Genomic DNA, 18446 nt, shown 5'->3' with positions numbered 1-18446 from the left:
TTCCTTGCCCGCCATGCTCAAACACGCCCTGTTCCACGCGACCGTTGTCTTGAGCAGCCTTTGCCTGCTGCCGACGTCGGCGCAGAGTGCTGTGTTCAGTGTCGGCCCGGTCAGTGATCCAGGCTGTACCCATACCGATCTGCAGGCGGCGATCAGCGCTGCCGTGGCGGATCCGGCAGGGCCGCATCGGATCAAGATTGCGCGGGCTGATATCGAGTTTGAATTGAATGCCGTCGGTGAGGCCTATGCCCTGCTCAACCCACAGGCCGATATCAGCATCGAGGGCAATTTCAGCCAGTGTTCCGATGAGTTCTCTGCCAATGATGGCAACCGCAGCACCATCCGTCTGAGCAGCGGATCGGTCGGGCGGGTGATGCGCATCGAGCTTCCCGCTTCGCCCGCGCGCCAGGTGACCCTGCGCGAGATCGCGCTCTCAGGCGGCAACACCACGAGTTTCACCGATGAGTTTGGCTACGGCGCAGGCCTCCGAGTGAGTGGCGCGGGTGCGGTCAAGCTCGATCGCAGTGCTGTGCTGGACAGTCGAGCTGCACGTGGCGGCGGTGTGGCCGTGCTGTCGGGGGCACGGCTGGAATTGATCAATGGCAGTAGCGTTGGCAACAATCGCGCCGAGACCAGCACGGGGCGCGGCGGTGGCATCTACTGCCAGGGCAGCCTCAGCAGTGTGCTGCTCGGCTGGGCCAGCGTGCTGCAGAACCACAGCGCAGGCAACGGCGGCGGCATCTACCTGGATGATTGCGGCGGTCTGTTCAGCCTCGACACTACACTTGGTTTCACTGCGGCAATCAATCTCTCCAACAACAGCGCCGGTGAGGACGGCGTCAGCGGGCGCGGCTATGGCGGGGCGATCTACAGCCTGCATTCCTCGATCGAGATCGACTCGGCCAGCAGTTCACCCTATCTGCTGTGGATGAACAACAATTCTGGGCACCGCGGCGGTGCGGTTTACCTCGATAGCGACAATTCGGCCACCACCAGCGCGCAACTCGCCGGCGCGGCCTACACCAATAATTTCGCCCGCGATCGTGGGGGCGCCTTTTATCTGAGAAACTCGGCGTCTTTGAGCGTGTTTCATCGTCGCAGCACGCCCTGCACACTTTCAGCGCCGATCCTGGGCCAGCTGCGTTCCCTCAATGCCTGTAGCCTGTTCGCAGGTAACCTGAGTCTTGGCAACGGATCTGCCTCGGCGCCCGGCGCTGCCGTCGTCTATGCCACGGCGACTTCCGCTCAGCCCGCCTTGGTCGACATCCAGCGCAGCCTGATTGCCTTCAACCAGGACAGCGGTCGCGCGGCCGTGGCCTACATCAATAACGCGCGGTTTCGCCTGCGCAATAGCCGAGTGCATGAGAACAGCGCGGCGGGCTCGACGGCCGGTGGTCTGGGGCCCGTGTTGTTTCAGCTATTTGCGCCCGGCCCGCACCTGTTGCAGCACACCACGGTACTCGGCAATGGCGGTTTGAATCATATGGCCGAAGTCTGGAACAGCCAGCTCGACCTCAGCGGCAGCATCGTCCACTCGTCGACCATGCAGGTCTGGAATCCGCAGAGCGGGGCGAGCCTGAGGCACCGCGGCTGTTTGCTGACCCACCCCAACGAGGCCAGTCTTCCAAGCTCGTCCGAAGAGATCGCCCCCGGCCTGTTCTCCGATGGTCCGACGCAAGCTGATCCGCAGCTGGCCGCCGATGGCACCCCCGTCATCGGCAGTCGGGCCATTGATGGCTGCAGCGCGGTGCGGGTAGACGCCGGCCTCGACTTCTTTGGCCGGGCGCGTGGCCGCGACGCTCCCGGCGTGGTCAATTTTCCCTTCGCCGGCAGTATCGCCGAGGACTTCTTCAATGACCTGGGTGCGGTCGAAGCGGCGGGGGGTGACGGGATCTTTCACAACGGCTTCGAATCCCTGCCGTAAACCATGATCCGGCGAGTCGCCTTCCTAACCCGGATATTTCATGAGGGGGCGCGGATGACCGGACCGCGTTTTCCAGTGGCTCAGCGCAACGGATTTCGCTCCAGAAACTTCAGCACCTTCGGCACGAACTGGGCGTGCTTGTCTTCCAGTAAGTAGTGGCCGGCATCTTCCCAGGCGTGTACCTCGGCATTCGGCAGGGCCGAGGTGAAGCCAGCGAGGAAGTGCTTGTCGAACACGAAGTCGTTCAAGCCCCAGCCGATGATGGTCGGGCGGTCGGCGAACTCGGGCAGTCGCTTGCCGGCTTGTTCGACCAGCGACCAGGCGCGATCACGCGGCGAGAGCGGGATGTCCTGCACGAATCTCAAGGTGGCGATACGGTTCTTCCAGCTGTTGTAGGGCGCGACATAGGCGTCGCGCACATCGGGGCGCATGCGCTGCTCAACACCGTACCTCGCTGCGCCTGCGGCAAAGGCGTTGAAGGCGCGAATGAGGAAGGCACCGAACAGTGAGTTTCGCCCAAGGACCAGCTGCCAGGGCATGGGCTTGGCCGGGGGCAGGGGAAACGCTCCGGTATTGGTGATGATCAAGCGTCTTACCGCTTCGGCGTGCGACAGCGCCCAGCCAAAGCCGATCATGCCGCCCCAGTCGTGCACCGCCAGGGTGATATCGCGCTCGATGCCAAGGTGCTTGAGCAGGGCACTGAGATCATCCACCCGAGACTGCAAGGTGTAGGCGTACTTCGAATCGCCCGGCTTGTCGGAATTCCCCATGCCGATATGGTCGGGCACGATGCAGCGGTAGCGGCCGCGCAGGGCCAGCACCAGATGCCGCCAGTAGTACGACCAGCTGGGGTTGCCATGCAGCATGACGATGACGTCGCCATCCTTCGGGCCTTCGTCGAGGTAGTGCATGGAAAGGCCCGGACGCACTTCGAAACGCTGGCCTTGGAACGGGTAGTCGGGAAGATTCAAGACGATCACCAGGATCTCGGCCCCAAGGCCGCAGAGCCGAGCATTGTCCGACAATCTTCCGGCGGTTCAAGTCTGGACCCGCCTCAGCCGGGCACACGCGCTCACCGTAGAATGGCTGCAGGCGGTGCCACACTGGAGGGCAACCATGGTCGATGCGGATGTGGCGGACACCGTACAGCGCTCCTGGCGTCGGCTGCGCAGCCGGGAGGGCCGGATCGCCCGCGCCTTCTACCGGCACATGTTCGAGCGTCGCCCTGAGTATCGGCAGCATTTTCAGCGCGACATGGCCGAGCAGGAGATGATGTTCCTGCAGATGGTCTGTCTGGTGCTGAACAGCTATGAGTACGGCGGCAGTCTGAATTTTGTGCTTGGCGCGCTGGGCAGGCGTCATCTCGAGGCCGGGGTGGCGCCGGCACACCTGATCGAGTTATCTGATTTCCTGCTCGCCGCCCTGAATGAGGTCGAGCCGCTGCCGGCCGAGGAACAGCAGGCCTGGCGCAGCATTCTGGATGACTTGGGTCAGCGCATGCTGCCTGCGGCTACGCAGGGCCCTGCAACGACAGGTTAGGCTGGCGGAGTCTTTCGGCGCGACCTCATGACATATCCGGGTTAGCCCGCATGGCGTCTCAACGCCCTGTTCAAGCGTTCGCGAAGCTGAACCTCGGACAACACAAGCGGCTTGATCTTTTTCCCTTTCGACCGTCACAATTCACGGTTCCTTCGCGTTTGTCGGCGAGGCCTACACAGGGAAGACGGAAGTGGCACACGGAAGTGCCGCGTTGGCGGACGATCAGTTGTCGGCAGCGCGCGAGCAAACCCCGGATCTCGGTCTGCAGGGCCTGGTCTTGCTGGCCCAGCTGCACGGCGTGGCAGCCGATCCCGAGCAATTGGCACATGAATTTGGCCGGCAAGGCGAGTGTCTTGATCGCACTGAATTGCTGTTGGCGGCGCGTCGACTGGGGCTGAAGGCACAGATCAACGCGCAACCGATCGCGCGATTGGACAAAGTGGCCCTGCCGGCAATGGCCTTGCGCGACGACGATGAGGCCTTCCTGCTCGCCAAGCTCGGCCCGGAGGGTGTGCTGATCCACGATCTGCGCCTGAAGCGCCCGGTTCGACTGAGCCCCGAGCAGTTTGCCGAGCGCTACCAGGGCCAGCTGCTGCAGGTCACCTCACGCGCCGGATTGGCCGCTCAGTTGACCCGCTTTGACTTCAGCTGGTTCATCCCCGCGGTGGTCAAGTATCGCCGTCTGTTGGCGGAAGTGCTGGTGGTGTCGCTGTTCATCCAGCTGCTGGCCCTGGTCACCCCGCTGTTCTACCAGGTGGTGATGGACAAGGTGCTGGTGCACCGCGGTCTGACCACGCTGGATGTCATCGTGATTGGCCTGGCCTCGATTGCCCTGTTCGATGTGCTGTTGAACGGGCTGCGCAGTTATGTGTTTGCCCACACCACCAGCAAGATCGACGTTGAGCTGGGAGCCAAGCTGTTTCGCCATGTGCTGGCCCTGCCGCTGGCCTATTTCGAGGCGCGTCGGGTTGGCGACACCATTGCGCGGGTGCGCGAGTTGGAAAGTGTGCGCGGCTTCCTTACCGGCCAGGCGCTGACCTCGGTGCTGGATCTGCTGTTCGCCGGCGTGTTCCTGGCGGTGATGGCTTACTACAGCGGCTGGCTGACCTTGATCGTACTGGCCTCACTGCCAATTTACGCGCTGATCTCGGCCGCCATCACGCCCCTGCTGCGCCGCCGGCTGAACGAGAAATTCGCCCGCGGCGCCGACAATCAGGCCTTTCTGGTCGAAACCATTAGCGGTATTGGTACGGTCAAGGCGATGGCGGTGGATCCACGCGTCACCCGCACCTGGGACAACCAACTGGCAGGTTATGTGAGTGCCGGTTTTGGAGTGACCAAGGTTGCCACTTTTGGCCAGCAATCGATACAGCTGGTGCAGAAGCTGGTCAGCGTGGCGGTGCTGTACTGGGGCGCCAAGCTGGTGATCGAAGGCGAGCTGACCGTCGGGCAGCTGATCGCCTTCAATATGCTGTCGGGACAGGTGACCGCGCCGATCCTGCGATTGGCCCAGTTGTGGCAGGATTTTCAGCAAGTCGGCATTGCCGTCGAGCGGCTCGGCGACATCCTCAACACCCGCACCGAGGTGGCCGGCAGCAAGCTGCAACTGCCGGCCCTGCAGGGCCGGGTCAGCTTCGAGCGGGTGCGCTTTCGCTATCGGCCGGATGCGGCTGAAGTGCTGGCCGGCATTGATCTCGATATTGCCCCGGGCGAAGTGATCGGCATCGTTGGCCGCAGCGGCTCGGGCAAGAGCACCCTGACCAAGCTGGTGCAGCGCCTGTACACGCCGGAAAGCGGCCGCGTGTTGGTCGATGGCCAGGACCTGGCCCTGGCCGATCCGGCCTGGCTGCGTCGCCAGCTCGGTGTGGTGCTGCAAGAAAACTTCCTGTTCAATCGCAGCATTCGCGACAATATCGCCCTAGTTGACCCCGGCCTTCCAATGGAACGTATTGTTCAAGCGGCCAAACTGGCCGGGGCGCACGAATTCATTGTCGGCCTGCCGGAGGGCTATGACACCGAGGTCGGCGAGCACGGCTGTGGCCTGTCCGGCGGTCAGCGCCAGCGCATCGCGATTGCCCGCGCCCTGGTCGGCAATCCACGCATTCTGATCTTTGACGAAGCAACCAGCGCGCTGGACTACGAATCCGAACACGCGGTGATGAGCAATATGCGCGAGATCTGCCGTGGTCGCACCGTGTTGATCATTGCCCACCGCCTGTCCACCGTGCGTCGCGCCCACCGCATCGTGGTGATCGATCGCGGCCAGATCGTCGAAAGTGGTCGCCATGATGACTTGGTGGATCGGGTCGGCGGCCACTATGCACGTCTGCATCGACTGCAGCAGGGTGAGGGTTAGATGAGCGCCGCCTGGGTCGCCTTACTAAAGCGCTATGCCGCCGTCTGGCGCGGTGCCTGGGCTGAGCGCGCCAGCATGGAGCCGGTCAAGCGCAGCCCGGATGAGCTTGCCTTTCTGCCCGCGCATCTTGAACTGATCGAACAACCGACTTCACCGACGGCCCGATGGACGATGCGCTGTCTGATCGCCTTGTTCAGCGTGGCCTTGATCTGGGCCTGCGTCGGCCAGGTCGATATCGTGGCGGTGGCACAGGGCCGCACCGTGGTCGGCTCGCGCAGCAAACTGGTGCAGCCGGTCGAGACCGCGGTGGTCAAGCGCATCCTGGTGCGCGATGGCCAGAGCGTGCAGGCCGGTGACCTGCTGATCGAACTGGATGCCACCCTCGCCCAGGCCGACCTGCAGCAAGCCCGAACCGGCCTGCTCGACGCGCGCTTGGCCGAGCTTCGCTTCAGCGCCCTGGCGTTGGGCCTGCAAACCGGCAGTGCGCCGCTGCTGGCGGCCGCCGACGATCTGCCGGCAGATCTACCGGAAAGCCGGTTGAGCGCCGAGCAGCAACTCGCCAGCAGTCAGTTCGAGGCGTATCGCGCCCGCCATCAGGCGCTGGAAGCCAGCATCGCACAGCGTCAGGCCGAACTGGACACGCTGAGCGCCAGCGTCGAGCCGCTCAATGCCTCGGCCAGGATCGCCGCCGAACGAGCGCTGGACTACGGCCGCCTGGTGGAGAAGGGTCATGTCGGCCGCCACGACTATCTGCTGGTCGAGCAGCAGCGCATCGATGCCGAGCGTGATCTGGCGGCCCAGCGCAATCGCCTGCATGAAGTGCGTTCCGCACTGGCGGCTGCCAAGGACGAACTCGATGTGCTGCGCAATGACACCCGACGCCAAGTGCTCGACGGTCAACGTGAAGCCGCCGAGCAAGCCCGGCAGTTGCAGGCAGAGCTGGCCAAGGCCGACCAGCGCGATCGCCTGATGGCCCTGCGCGCACCGGTCAGCGGCACCGTGCAACAACTGGCCGTGCATAGCGTCGGCGGCGTGGTGACACCGGCACAGCCGTTGATGGTGGTGGTGCCCGATGATGAGTCGCTGGAGATCGAGGCGCAGGTACTGAACAAGGACATTGGCTTTGTCCGCAGCGGCCAGATCGTAACGGTAAAGGTGGAGAGCTTTCCCTACACCCGGTATGGCCACCTCGAAGGCGAAGTTGAATCGGTTTCGCTCGACGCCGCCCAGGACGAACAACTCGGGCTGGTCTTTCCCGCCCGGGTGCGCCTCGAGCGATCCGCGCTCACCATTGACGGCGTCGATGTGCGGCTCAGCGCTGGTATGAACGTCAGCGTTGAGGTGAAGACCGGTCAGCGGCGCATCATCGACTTTCTGCTCAGTCCGCTGCGCAGCCATTCATCAGAGGCGCTGAGGGAGCGATGAGCAGGGGATTTGCAGCCGTGCGGATTGCTTGGACTGCCATTCCAGGCCGGGGTAGTAAGGGCGCAGGTATGGGCGAGACAGCTTGCCTGTTTGGCCTGATCGCCGTGCTGGCCCCGACGCTCGCAATCTGTGCTCCACACCCGTGGTGCGACAAGGTGATCGAAGCGAGCAACGCGGGGCAGTTGTCGCAGGCCAGACTTGCCGAAGCGATGGCGCCGATTGCAAGCGATGTGCTCGCGTCCGCCTTGGCAAACGGCGAAGTTCAGCATGCCGAAGTCATCAACGTCGCCACCCCCGGCGTGGTGGAACCCTTGGTTCGGATGATCAGCGCCGGATCATGCAGTTCCAGCGCCCTGATCGGGCTAGACGCGTTTGAGCGTGAGGGGCCCGAGGCGCTGCGATGGTTGGGGTGGCAACAGTTGCCCACTCAGGCGCAGGAGGCGCTCACCTGGGCAGGGTGGGGTAGCGAGGACGGCCTGTTCCTGATTGATGGCCAGATTGCGCTGATCAAAGAGTCCACGCTTACGCCAGAAGCCAGTGCGCACAACGCCACTGTGAGCCTGGCGACGCGAACAAGAGAAGCCTTGCAGAATCCCGGGCGAGCGATGTGATCAATCAATCGTCTGCGAACTTGCTACACTTAACTGGCTGCTACACCGCGTCTGGCCTGCTGCAGCGGGAATCGCCCAACATGAGGTCTTAACAAGGAGATGAGCAAAGAGACAAAATCACCCGATGCGCGGCCGGCGCGAAAGCCCTGGTGGTTGGTCATCGGCTTGCTACTGGTGCCGGCCGTATCGTTGCTTGCGCTGTGGGCCATGTCTGAACTAGACGAAAGGACGGCAGAGAGCTTTTGGCAGACATTCATTGCGGCCAACAAAGAAATCGATGATCGCCCCAGCACGGTGGTCTACGATCCCGAACTGAAGATGCTGGCCGTAGGTCGGGAAAGTGGTCGGCTTGAGCTATGGGACCCAAACCAGCCCGGTTCACGCACCGCCTTTCAGGCCCACCCATGGCGCACCGAGTTTCTGGCGTTTGGTGCCAAAGATGGCATCTTGCTCAGTAACTCGCGTTCTGGGCATCCAGACAGGTCGGATGAACGCGGAACGAGAATTTGGGACGCGCGAACGGGTGAGCTCTTGCACGCACTCTCAGACATGATTGCGCCTGGGCCGATCGCAGCGAGTCTCCGTCCGGGCATCTATCTCATCGCCGACTCTGATCGTCTACTGATTTACGATCATGCAAAGCGCAGTTTGCTCAGAAAAGCGCTCAAATTCGAGGGCGAAGTGGATGCGCTTGCAGTGGGAGCCGAGTCCGATCGAATCGCCGTCGGAACCTCGGATGGCCTGATCTCGATAATGCGTCTTGTTGACCAGGACGGTTCGCCAAACTTGCAGATCAGTCAGCAGCAGCCGGTATCAGCAGAGTTCCGCGCTCAGCGAATCTACGCTTTGATGTTTGTCGATCAGGATCGATTGATTTCTGCCTCTCAGGCTCATCGGGACAAGCAGGCGCCGCAGGTGATCGAATGGGATGCGAACAACCTGCAACCGCGACGCAGCTACAACATTACGCTGCAGACAGTGAACTGGGCCGGCTTCACTGCCGGCGAGCCCTGGTTGGTGCTGGCAGGAACTTACGGCAAGGGCAAGGTCGAGCTTGTGGACCTCAACAGCGGCGTCGCTTGGCGTTACCGCGCCAACAGCAGCCACCCACGCGCCGCCCTGTTGCCGGACTTGGGCATTGGCCTGATTTTGCAATCAGGTAAAGCGCGGCCCATTCGATATCTCGCGCAAGAGAGAATCTGGAGCGAGAAGCAGTCACAGCAAACTCGAGTTGCAGAGGACTAAGTCAATGTCGACTCTAGTAATGCACTCGGCTGTCTCCTCAATACCGTGGTGACCTTGGTGGTCAAGTGGTCGAGACATTGAACAGATCATCTAATGAGGGAGTGGAGATGCGAGAGGTTCGAGCCACGAGGCTTGATCGTGTCCAGCAGAACTTAAGAGCTTGCGCTTTACTGCTGCTTGCTTTGGCGCTAGGTGCTCCTATTGCTGCATCGAGCGATGCCCACACATGTGAGCGAGTCGTTGCTGCCAGCAATGCTGGTTTGCTGGCGGAAAGCATTGCGACAGTGTCAGACGTGGCGTTAGCCAATGAGTTGGCTGAACAGATCAGTGCAACTGGGCTATATCAGATGGAAGGAGCTATTAGACTCGACGCGGAATCAGGCTTCGATGCGCTCATCAGGGTGACGAGCACGGGTTCATGTAGTACATCCTCGGTGATCTCGCTTGAGGCGCTGAAGAACGAGTCCTTTGAAGCCTTGCAATGGCATGGATCGGAAGCCTTGTCGGTGGAGATGCAAGAGGAGCTACGCTGGGCTGCGTGGGGGACTCGAGATCGGTTGTATACCCTTGATGGCGAGCTGCTCGTAGTCAGCATGGCCAGCGACGACACGCCGAGGATCGTCTCGCGATTCGTTGACTCACGGCGCAAGCCCCTGTGTCTGATCGAGTCGATCTCTGAAATAGCACTCAAGGTCGAGCATTCGGAAGAACCCTCCCTTTGCGAAGCGATTGCATCGGGTCAACTCCCGACCTTGCCCTGGAGCGAACAGGCTGCCGTGCCCGGCGAGTACCGAATGCTTGTCGGTCGGAGTGTCGACGAGCTCAGATCACTACAGCTGCCGGTGTCGGATTCGGAGTCCTCGATTCAGCTCGCTCACCTTCAGCACCACTCGGGCAGTGGGTGCGGAGGCATCTATGAGTGGTTGATTGAGGTCGACGCCGCCACCGGCGAGTTCAAGAACAGTGAATTGAGTCAGGCGCTCGCGCCGGAAGACGCCCAGGGGTTCCTCCCTCGCAAGCAGTTTCGCCAACCGCGTGTGTTTGACTACCAGGGCCGCGCGGTCCTGATGGGGGAGGTGGATGGTGATTATCTGGCTTTTTTCCCTACAAGCAGTCTGCCGCCGATGTGCAAGTTCAGCGCCCAACCGCAAGTGCGTGTTCGGACGCAGTTCCCTTAGCGGCCTAGCTTGCGGATTTTCAGGCCAGCCTGAGTCCACCAAGGCGACCACCGTAGAGGCAGGCTGCCGAGCAGGCCCTGAAGCACGAAGATAAAAAGCGCGTAGCGCGCCACACAATTCAATGAGGAAAGGAGGAATACAGCACGGACGCTGAGCTCTAGTCGCATCGAACTCACAACAGACTATTCACCGCAAGCCCTGAATCTGAGCGAATTGCCAGAAGTGTCCGCGCAGCCGGGCCGGGCTTGCTCGCCTGCGAGAACAAGCTATGCCTATCACCTACACCCCTCTGCCCAGCGGCAGCAGTGCGACACCTGGTACTTACGAGTATTTGCGCTACCTGATCATCCTGCAGCTCGAAGAAAGCGGGCATCCGGCCCGCACTACTTATGCCGACAATGTTGGCATTCCGACCATTGGCTGCGGCTTCAACTTACGTGTGCGGGACAATCTGGTTGAAGTCTTGCAGGTCGTTCTGGGAGACGCCGCGTGGAGCCCCACCTCATCAACGGCGAATCAAACCCTGTTCAATTCGCTGGCGGCGATCTTCTCGACCGATTGGCGCGGGCAAGTGGCCGCCAATAACAATCAGGTTGATCTGCTGATTCAGAACTATCTTGGCGATCCAAGCGCCAGCTTTGAGCTGACCGACGACCAAGTGCGTGAGATTTTCGACGAACTGGCGCCGCGTTATGAGACCGTGCTCGATGGCCGAGCCGCTGGCGTAACGCAGAGCTATGAGCGTCTGGCCCTTCTTTCATTCTGCTGGAACAGCCCTGCCCTGGTGGGGCCGAACATGCAGGCTTCCATTGCAGCTGGCGATCGCGCGGCCGTTTGGTATGACATGCGCTACCGCAATAATGGGGGGGCGTCAGCGGGTAACGGCATCGCCAAGCGGCGCTACTTCGAAAGTCAGCTGTTCGGACTCTACGAGTCGGGCGTTGACGCATCGAACATCAGTGACGACGCCAGCGTTGACGTGTACCGAATGTATACCGAGCATCGCTCGATCATCATGGCCTACGAACAGCGCTACAGCGCGAACGTGGGCCGAGCCAACAACGACTATGCTGCCGTTCTGGCGCATGTGGCTGACGCCAGTCGCTCAGCTGTACAGACATTGGAGCAAAGTCTAGCGGTCGCTGGGGACGCGCTGCTGGATCGCTTCGTTGAACGGGTTAACAACCCGGACAACACAGTGGTTGGCGTTGCGGACATCAACTATCTCGATATCCAGGTCATGGACGCGGCCGGTGGGACCCTGCAAGGCTCCACCCGTGACGGCTACAACCTGACTTCAACCAATCAACAGCACAACGACCTGTTAGTTGGCTCAGATGTCCAGGACACACTACGCGGTTTGGCCGGAACAGATGCATTGATTGGCCAGGACGGCGACGACATTCTGGAAGGCGGCGAGGGCAATGACTTCCTTAACGGCGGTGAGGGACGGGACATTCTTCAGGGCGACGCAGGCGAGGACGTTCTAGTTGGCGGCAACGGCTTTGATACCTATCGAGTCGGCAATGGAGATTCGTTGCGCGACGAAGATGGTAGCGGAGAAGTGCTATGGAACGGCGCGCAACTGGTCGGTGGTGTGCATGAGGAAGGCGATCCGGCCAACACGTACTACAGCGAAGACGGTCGCTTTACCTATGTGCTGAGCGGCGACACCCTGACCGTGACCAATGAGTCGGGAGAGTCGATTACGATCAACGAGTTCTCCAAGCCCAGCAACGACCTCGGAATCGTGCTCGAGGAAGAGGAAGACGACGACGACGACGACAACGATGAAGATCCGGACTTCGACGATGCCGAGACGCGCACTTCGCCGATTGTGATCGATCTGGATGGCGATGGGGTGGAGACGGTCGAGCGGAGCCGCCATCGCTACTTCGATCACGATGCCAATGGCATGCGTGAGAGCACGGCCTGGGCCGGGGCCGATGATGGGTTCCTGGTGCGCGATCTGGATGGCAACGGGCGGATCGATTCCGGTCGCGAGATGTTTGGCAGCAATACCCGTTTGGCCAATGGCAGTCTGGCGGCGCATGGTTTCGAAGCGCTGCGTGAGCTGGATGAGAATCAGGACGGGGTGATCGACGCGACGGACAGCGGGTTTGCCGAGCTGCGTGTATGGCGCGACGCCAATGGCAATGGTCGCACCGATGAGGGCGAACTGCTGACCTTGGAGCAGGCCGGCATCGCATCGATCAATACCCAGTGGCAGGATTCGACTCGCATCGATAGCGCCGGCCAGGCGCACCGCCAGGAAGGCACAGCGACTCGAACAGACGGTTCCACTGCAGCGGTCAGCGATGTCTGGTTCGACGTCGACGCCGGGCGGCGGATTGCCGACTTCGAGGGTGAGATCAGCAACGAGCTGTTGCGCCTGCCGAACGCGCGTGGCTTTGGCAATCTGCCCGATCTGCGGCAGGCGATGGCCGGCGACCCGGTGTTGCGTGCGATGGTAGAGGCCTTTATGGCGGAGACCGATGCTGGTGCACGCGATGCAATGCTGGAAGGCCTGATCTTCCAGTGGGCCGGTGTCACCGATGTCGACCCGAACAGCCGCGACCCCAGGAGCCACTATGGCCATGTGATGGATGCGCGGCAACTGATTGTGTTGGAACAGTTGGTCGGGCGGGGCTATCTCGGTACATGGTGCTGGGGGCAGCGTGACCCCAATCCGCACGGTGGTGCCGCCCCGTTACTGATTGCCGAGTTCAATCGCTTTGCCCAGTTCGTTCGCGCCCAATTGCTGGCGCAGACCGATGCGGAGCTTTCTGATTTCGTCCAAGGAGGCATGGCTTCTGGCTATCGTCAGCCCTTGGTCGACTGGGCTGAATTCGTGAGCGCTGCCGGTGAGATGCGCAGCCAGGGCGATCTCGACGCCCTTGGCCGGGCGGTCGAGGTGTTGCGAGGCCTGGGCACCTACTCGTCGGACTTCCGCACTGCCATGGAGCAGGCCTTCGGACAGGTGCTGGCGCACTGGCCGGATCTGGCGCCTGTGTTCAATGCGCCCTCGCTGATCGGCACCGATCACAATGATCGTCTGCTCGGCCGTTCGATCGACGAGCTGATCATCGGTGGTTTGGGTGATGACCAGCTGAGCGGCGGTGCCGGCAATGACACCTACTACTATCGCCTTGGCGACGGCGCCGATCGCATCTACGATTCCTCGGGCAACGACCAGTTGGTGTTCCTGGAAGGGATCAGCGCAGCGGACATCCGCGTCGGTCGCGATATGACCTCAATCCTGATCGAGATCGGCAGCGGTGATGAGGCCGGCTCGATTCGCATCGACAATGTGTTCGATGAAAACGGCCATTTGCGTGAGGGCGTGCTGGAATCGGTGCGCTTCCACGATGGCACCGTCTGGTCACTCAACGACCTGCTGGCCCGTATCGTTCTGCCGGTGACCGAGCAGGCCGATGTGCTGTACGGCAGCATCGTGGCCGATGTTATTGACGGTCTCGGCGGTGACGATCAGATCATGGGCCTGGATGGCAACGATCAGCTAAATGGCGGCGCCGGTAATGACACCCTGCTGGGTGGCAATGGCAATGACATCCTGATCGGCGGCAATGGCAATGACCGGCTGAATGGCGGTGCCGGTAGCGATACCTATCGCTTCGCCGCCGGCTTTGGCAGCGATGAAATCGAGAACTACGACAACAGCCCGGGCAGACAGGATCGCATCGAGTTTCTGGCCGGCATCAGCGCCAGCGATGTGCAGGTCACCCGCCAGGGTCTGGATCTGATTCTCAGCTTTGCCAATGGCGATCGGCTGCGGGTGCGCAACCACTTCAGCGATGATGGCCTGGGCGCCAGTAGCATCAATGAGATCCGCTTCGCCGATGGCACCGTGTGGAGTGCCCTGCAGCTGCGTAACGAGGCCTTGCGTGGTACTGAACAGGCCGATCAGCTGACCGGCTATGCCGAGGATGATGTGATCGATGGCGGGGCCGGCGATGACACGGTGTATGGTCTGGACGGTAACGATCAGTTGCGCGGTGGTGAGGGTCATGACCGGCTGTATGGCGGCCAGGGCGATGATCGCCTGCTCGGCGGCGAGGGCAATGACCGGCTGCAAGGCGACGATGGCAACGATCTGCTCGAAGGCCAGGCCGGCAACGACCACCTGGACGGTGGTTACGGTGACGACCGCCTGTTTGGCGGCGAAGGCAATGATGAGCTGCACGGGGGTATCGGTGACGACCAGCTGATCGGTGGCCTTGGCGATGACCGTCTGATCGGCGGCGCTGGTGATGACCGCTATTACTTCGCCCGTGGCGATGGTCGCGATGCGATTCTTGATCGCCAAGGTCAGACCACCATCTATATCAGCAACCTCAGCCTCGATGAGCTGATCTTCCGTCGCGAGGGCACCAGCCTGGTGGTGAGCTTTGCCACCAGCGAGGGCGACGAAATCCGCCTGGAGCAGTTCTTCAGCGAGCTCACCGGACTGGCGCTGGGCGGCATCATGATCGATTCGGGCAGTGGCGCACCGTGGATGCTCTCGCCGAGTGATCTTGATCTGCAGGTGCTGCTGGGCACCTCGCGGATGGACCTGATTCAGGGCAATGTACTGAACAACGAGATCGACGGTCTGGCCGGTGATGACGTGATTTTCGCCGGTGAAGGCGATGATCTTGTCACCGGCGGTGAAGGCGCTGACCAGTTGTTCGGTGAAGCCGGGCGCGATCACCTCGATGGCGGGGCAGGCAATGACCGTCTGGACGGCGGTGCCGACGCTGATCATCTGGCCGGCGCAGACGGTGATGACGAGCTGTTGGGCGCTGCTGGCAATGACCGTCTGTACGGTGGCGAAGGCAATGACCTGCTGGATGGCGGCGTCGGTGACGACCTGATGGAAGGCGGTGCCGGGGACGACGTTTACCGCGTCGACAGTGCGGCCGATCAGGTGGTGGAACACGATGATCAAGGAACCGATCGCGTGCAAAGCTCGATCAGCCTGAGTCTGCCTGACAATGTCGAGGTGCTGGAACTGGTCGGCGAGGCCGAGATCGATGCCAGCGGCAGCGCGCGCAGCGATACCTTGCAGGGCAATGCGGCACGCAATGTGCTGCGCGGTCTGGCCGGGGATGACCGGCTCGAAGGCCGTGCCGGCGACGACGAGTTGCACGGCGATGCCGGCAACGATGTGCTGAATGGTGGCAGCGGTCGCGATCAGATGCTGGGTGGCAGCGGTGACGACGTCTATCACGTCGACAATGTGGGCGACCAGGTGATCGAAGCGGCTGGCGAGGGGCATGACATCGTCTACGCCAGCAGCGACTTCCGCTCTTCGGGCAATGTCGAAGAGCTGCGTCTGGTCGAGGGAAGTGCGGGCTATGAGCTGGTCGGTCACGACGGCGATGAGCAGCTATTCGGCAACAGCAGTGACAATCGACTCGATGGCGGCGAGGGTGCCGACTACCTGGAAGGTGGTGCCGGCAACGACACCTATGTGGTGGACCACGTTGACGATCAGGTGGTCGAGGCGGAGTCCGAAGGCGAGGACACTGTCGAGGCCAGCATCGACTATGTGCTGGGCGACACGCTGGAAAATCTGCGTCTGCTGCACGAGCAGAATCTGAACGGCACCGGTAATGCCGGCGACAATCGGATCGAAGGCAATGACGGCAACAACCGTCTCGACGGCGGCGCCGGCGACGACGAGCTGATCGGTGGGTGGGGCGACGACTACATGATCATCGACTCGGCCGGCGATCGGGTGGTGGAACACGAAGATCAGGGCGAAGACACCGTCGAGCGGCACTTCGAAACCGATCTGGTGCTGGCCGACAATGTCGAGAACCTGATTCTTGGCAGCGGCGTGATCACCGGCAACGGCAACGAGCTCGACAATCGGATCGAGGGCAATGCGGGCGACAACCGCCTCGGCGGCTGGCAGGGCGAGGACGAGCTGCATGGCCTGGCCGGCAACGATGCCCTGTTCGGTGGTCAGGATCAGGATCGCCTGTTCGGTGGTGAAGGCAATGACTACCTCGACGGCGGCAGCGATGCCGATCACCTGGAGGGCGGGGTCGGCGACGATACCTATATCGTTGATCATGCGGACGATGTGGTGGTGGAGCAGGCCGGGGGCGGCAACGACCGGGTCCAGGCGACCGTCGATCACAGCCTGAGCGACAACGTCGAGATCCTGTTCCTGCAGGGCAGTCAGGCCATTGATGGCACCGGCAATGCGTTGAACAACTACCTCTCAGGTAATAGCGCAAGCAATGTGCTAAGTGGGCTGAGCGGCAATGACACCCTGGTCGGTGGCGGCGGCGATGACCTGCTGATCGGCGGCGCCGGTGATGATCACTACGTCATCGATGCCGACTCGGGCAGCGATGTGATCGACAACAGCGGCGGCGGCTTCGACGGCGTATTCGTCAATGGCGTGGCCCGCGATCGTCTGAGCTTCAGCCGCGACGGCGATGACCTGCTGATCAGCATCGATGGCAACGAGGTGCCGGCACTGCGTGTGCTGAACCACTTCCTCGGTGGTGAGCACGCCATCGACTTCGTGCAGCCTGCCGGTGGCAACTACCTGACCACGGCCGATATCAACGCCCTGGTTGCCGGTGGAAGTACGGGTGGTGAGTTCGATCGCGTGGTCGAGGGCACCGCCGCCGGTGAGCAGTTGCTGGGCAGCAATGGTCGCGATCACCTCAACGGTCTGGGCGGCAACGACCAGCTGTTTGGATTCGCCGGTGACGACCTGCTGCAAGGCGGCGATGGCAACGACTACCTGGCCGGCGGCAATGGCAGCGGTAACGGCTCGGGCAACGATCGCCTGGAAGGCGGTGCCGGCAATGACACCCTGGCCGGCGAAGACGGCGATGACACCATGCTGGGTGGTGCGGGCAACGACCACTACGTTTACGGCGGCGGTCAAGACGTGATCGACAATCGCGGCGGCGGCACCGATGTGCTGTTCTTCAACAACGGCATCTCACTGGATCGCCTCGGCTTCAGTCGCGATGGCGATGATCTGGTCATCTACGTCGATGGCAATCTCGCTCAAAGCGTGCGCGTGCTGGGGCATTTCCTGGGCGCCGATTCCGCCTTGGATTATGTCCAGCCGGCCGGTGGAAGCCTGCTCAATCCGGCAGCGATCGCTGCTCGCCTCAGCCCAATGCCGGGCGCGCCCGCGCCTGATCCGGATCCCGAACCGGATCCGGGCGAGCCTGAGCCGGGTGAAGGCGACTACGCCAACACCATCGAAGGTAGCGCCGCAGGGGAGCAACTGTTGGGTACCAATGACACTGACCTGATCCGTGGTCTCGCCGGTGACGACCAACTGTTTGCCTTCGCCGGAAACGATCGACTCGAAGGTGGCGATGGCGATGACTATCTGTCCGGAGGAAACGGCTCGTTCAGTGGCTCGGGTGATGATCGCTTGCTGGGTGGCAGCGGCGATGACACCCTGGTCGGCGAAGACGGTAACGACTGGTTGCAGGGTGGTGCCGGCAACGACACCTACTTCTTCCGTGCCGGTGATGGCAGTGACACCATCGACAACCGCGGTGGCGGCAGTGATTGGGTGTACTTCGATGGCGTCGATCGCGAGCGGCTGAGCTTTCATCGTGACGGCGACGATCTACTGATTCGCGTGGATGGCGATTCGGCCCAGCAGGTGCGCGTACTTAACCACTTCCTCGGTGGCGAGCAGGCGATTGCCTATGTGCAGCCTGGTGACGGCGGCTATGCCCTGTCGGCACAGGACATCAATGGCCTGCTCACGGCGGGCAAGACGGTCGAGTTTGCCGACTCTGCTGAGCAGATCGAGTACCTGCGCGAACTGATGTGGGGCGAAGCACCGAGCTTGATGCCGACGGTTCAACGCACAGCTGCGCCGGTCATCGGCCCCGAAGCACCGGTGGGTGGCTTCCCGAGTGGCCCGGTGGCCGATCGGAATGCTGACCTGCAGCGTGAGCTGGGACGCCTGCTGGAAGGCATGGCCGGCTTCGGTGCAGAAGGCGGTTCGGCCATTGATCCCTCGCTGATCGAGATCAATTGTCCGCAGCAGCTGCCCTTGGCCGGAAGCGCCGAACCTGCGCCCACTCATCGCTCTCCGCGTGAGTGTGCGTATTTCTAGGGAATCTCTGAATAAGGTCAGAGATTCCTGTGGTGCACGGATGTACCGCCGC

Annotated in this window: 9 protein-coding genes; 8 read left to right on the top strand and 1 reads right to left on the bottom strand. The window is 61.9% G+C overall.

Annotation, left to right across the window (positions count from 1 at the left end; all coding sequences use genetic code 11):
• The first annotated feature begins 13 nt into the window (after positions 1–13).
• A complete protein-coding gene (locus tag IFO71_RS08725) occupies positions 14–1924 on the top strand; it encodes a hypothetical protein (RefSeq protein ID WP_192029245.1) in 1911 nt (636 codons plus the stop codon).
• Between the two features lie 80 nt (positions 1925–2004).
• On the opposite strand, the gene IFO71_RS08720 is transcribed toward IFO71_RS08725, so the two are convergent.
• On the bottom strand, positions 2005–2895 hold the full coding sequence (locus tag IFO71_RS08720; protein ID WP_192029306.1) for an alpha/beta fold hydrolase: 891 nt from the start codon (positions 2893–2895) through the stop codon (positions 2005–2007).
• Between the two features lie 43 nt (positions 2896–2938).
• On the opposite strand from IFO71_RS08720, the gene IFO71_RS08715 reads away from it, so the two are divergent.
• The 7 genes from IFO71_RS08715 (at position 2939) to IFO71_RS21815 (ending at position 18394) form a co-directional block, all read left to right on the top strand.
• Entirely contained in the window at positions 2939–3463 is a 525-nt protein-coding gene (locus IFO71_RS08715) for a globin (protein WP_192029244.1), read from the top strand.
• Positions 3464–3674: 211 nt separating this feature from the next.
• Positions 3675–5819 carry a type I secretion system permease/ATPase gene (locus IFO71_RS08710; protein WP_269749971.1) on the top strand — a complete coding sequence of 715 codons (2145 nt, stop codon included), beginning with the start codon at positions 3675–3677 and terminating at the stop codon, positions 5817–5819.
• Complete coding sequence (locus IFO71_RS08705; RefSeq protein WP_192029243.1) at positions 5820–7244, top strand: HlyD family type I secretion periplasmic adaptor subunit; 1425 nt, start codon at positions 5820–5822, stop codon at positions 7242–7244.
• A 68-nt stretch (positions 7245–7312) separates the two neighbouring features.
• Positions 7313–7855: a hypothetical protein gene (locus IFO71_RS08700; protein ID WP_192029241.1), complete on the top strand. Its 543-nt coding sequence runs from the start codon at positions 7313–7315 to the stop codon at positions 7853–7855.
• Between the two features lie 153 nt (positions 7856–8008).
• On the top strand, positions 8009–9100 hold the full coding sequence (locus tag IFO71_RS08695) for a WD40 repeat domain-containing protein (RefSeq protein WP_192029239.1): 1092 nt from the start codon (positions 8009–8011) through the stop codon (positions 9098–9100).
• Positions 9101–9207: 107 nt separating this feature from the next.
• Positions 9208–10278: a hypothetical protein gene (locus IFO71_RS08690; protein WP_192029237.1), complete on the top strand. Its 1071-nt coding sequence runs from the start codon at positions 9208–9210 to the stop codon at positions 10276–10278.
• Positions 10279–10546: 268 nt separating this feature from the next.
• A complete protein-coding gene (locus IFO71_RS21815; protein WP_225444503.1) occupies positions 10547–18394 on the top strand; it encodes a calcium-binding protein in 7848 nt (2615 codons plus the stop codon).
• Positions 18395–18446: the final 52 nt, after the last annotated feature.

It is taken from the genome of Pseudomarimonas arenosa (assembly GCF_014841215.1).
Classification (GTDB): domain Bacteria; phylum Pseudomonadota; class Gammaproteobacteria; order Xanthomonadales; family Xanthomonadaceae; genus Pseudomarimonas; species Pseudomarimonas arenosa.
Note: the sequence above shows the minus strand (reverse complement) of the source record. Positions and strands in the feature narration are given on the sequence as shown.

Excerpts from the sequence above, each read along its gene's own strand:
- IFO71_RS08705 (WP_192029243.1), top strand. The coding sequence starts at position 5,820 with ATGAGCGCCGCCTGGGTCGCCTTACTAAAGCGCTATGCCGCCGTCTGG.
- IFO71_RS08690 (WP_192029237.1), top strand. The coding sequence starts at position 9,208 with ATGCGAGAGGTTCGAGCCACGAGGCTTGATCGTGTCCAGCAGAACTTA.
- IFO71_RS08725 (WP_192029245.1), top strand. The coding sequence starts at position 14 with ATGCTCAAACACGCCCTGTTCCACGCGACCGTTGTCTTGAGCAGCCTT.
- IFO71_RS21815 (WP_225444503.1), top strand. The coding sequence starts at position 10,547 with ATGCCTATCACCTACACCCCTCTGCCCAGCGGCAGCAGTGCGACACCT.
- IFO71_RS08700 (WP_192029241.1), top strand. The coding sequence starts at position 7,313 with ATGGGCGAGACAGCTTGCCTGTTTGGCCTGATCGCCGTGCTGGCCCCG.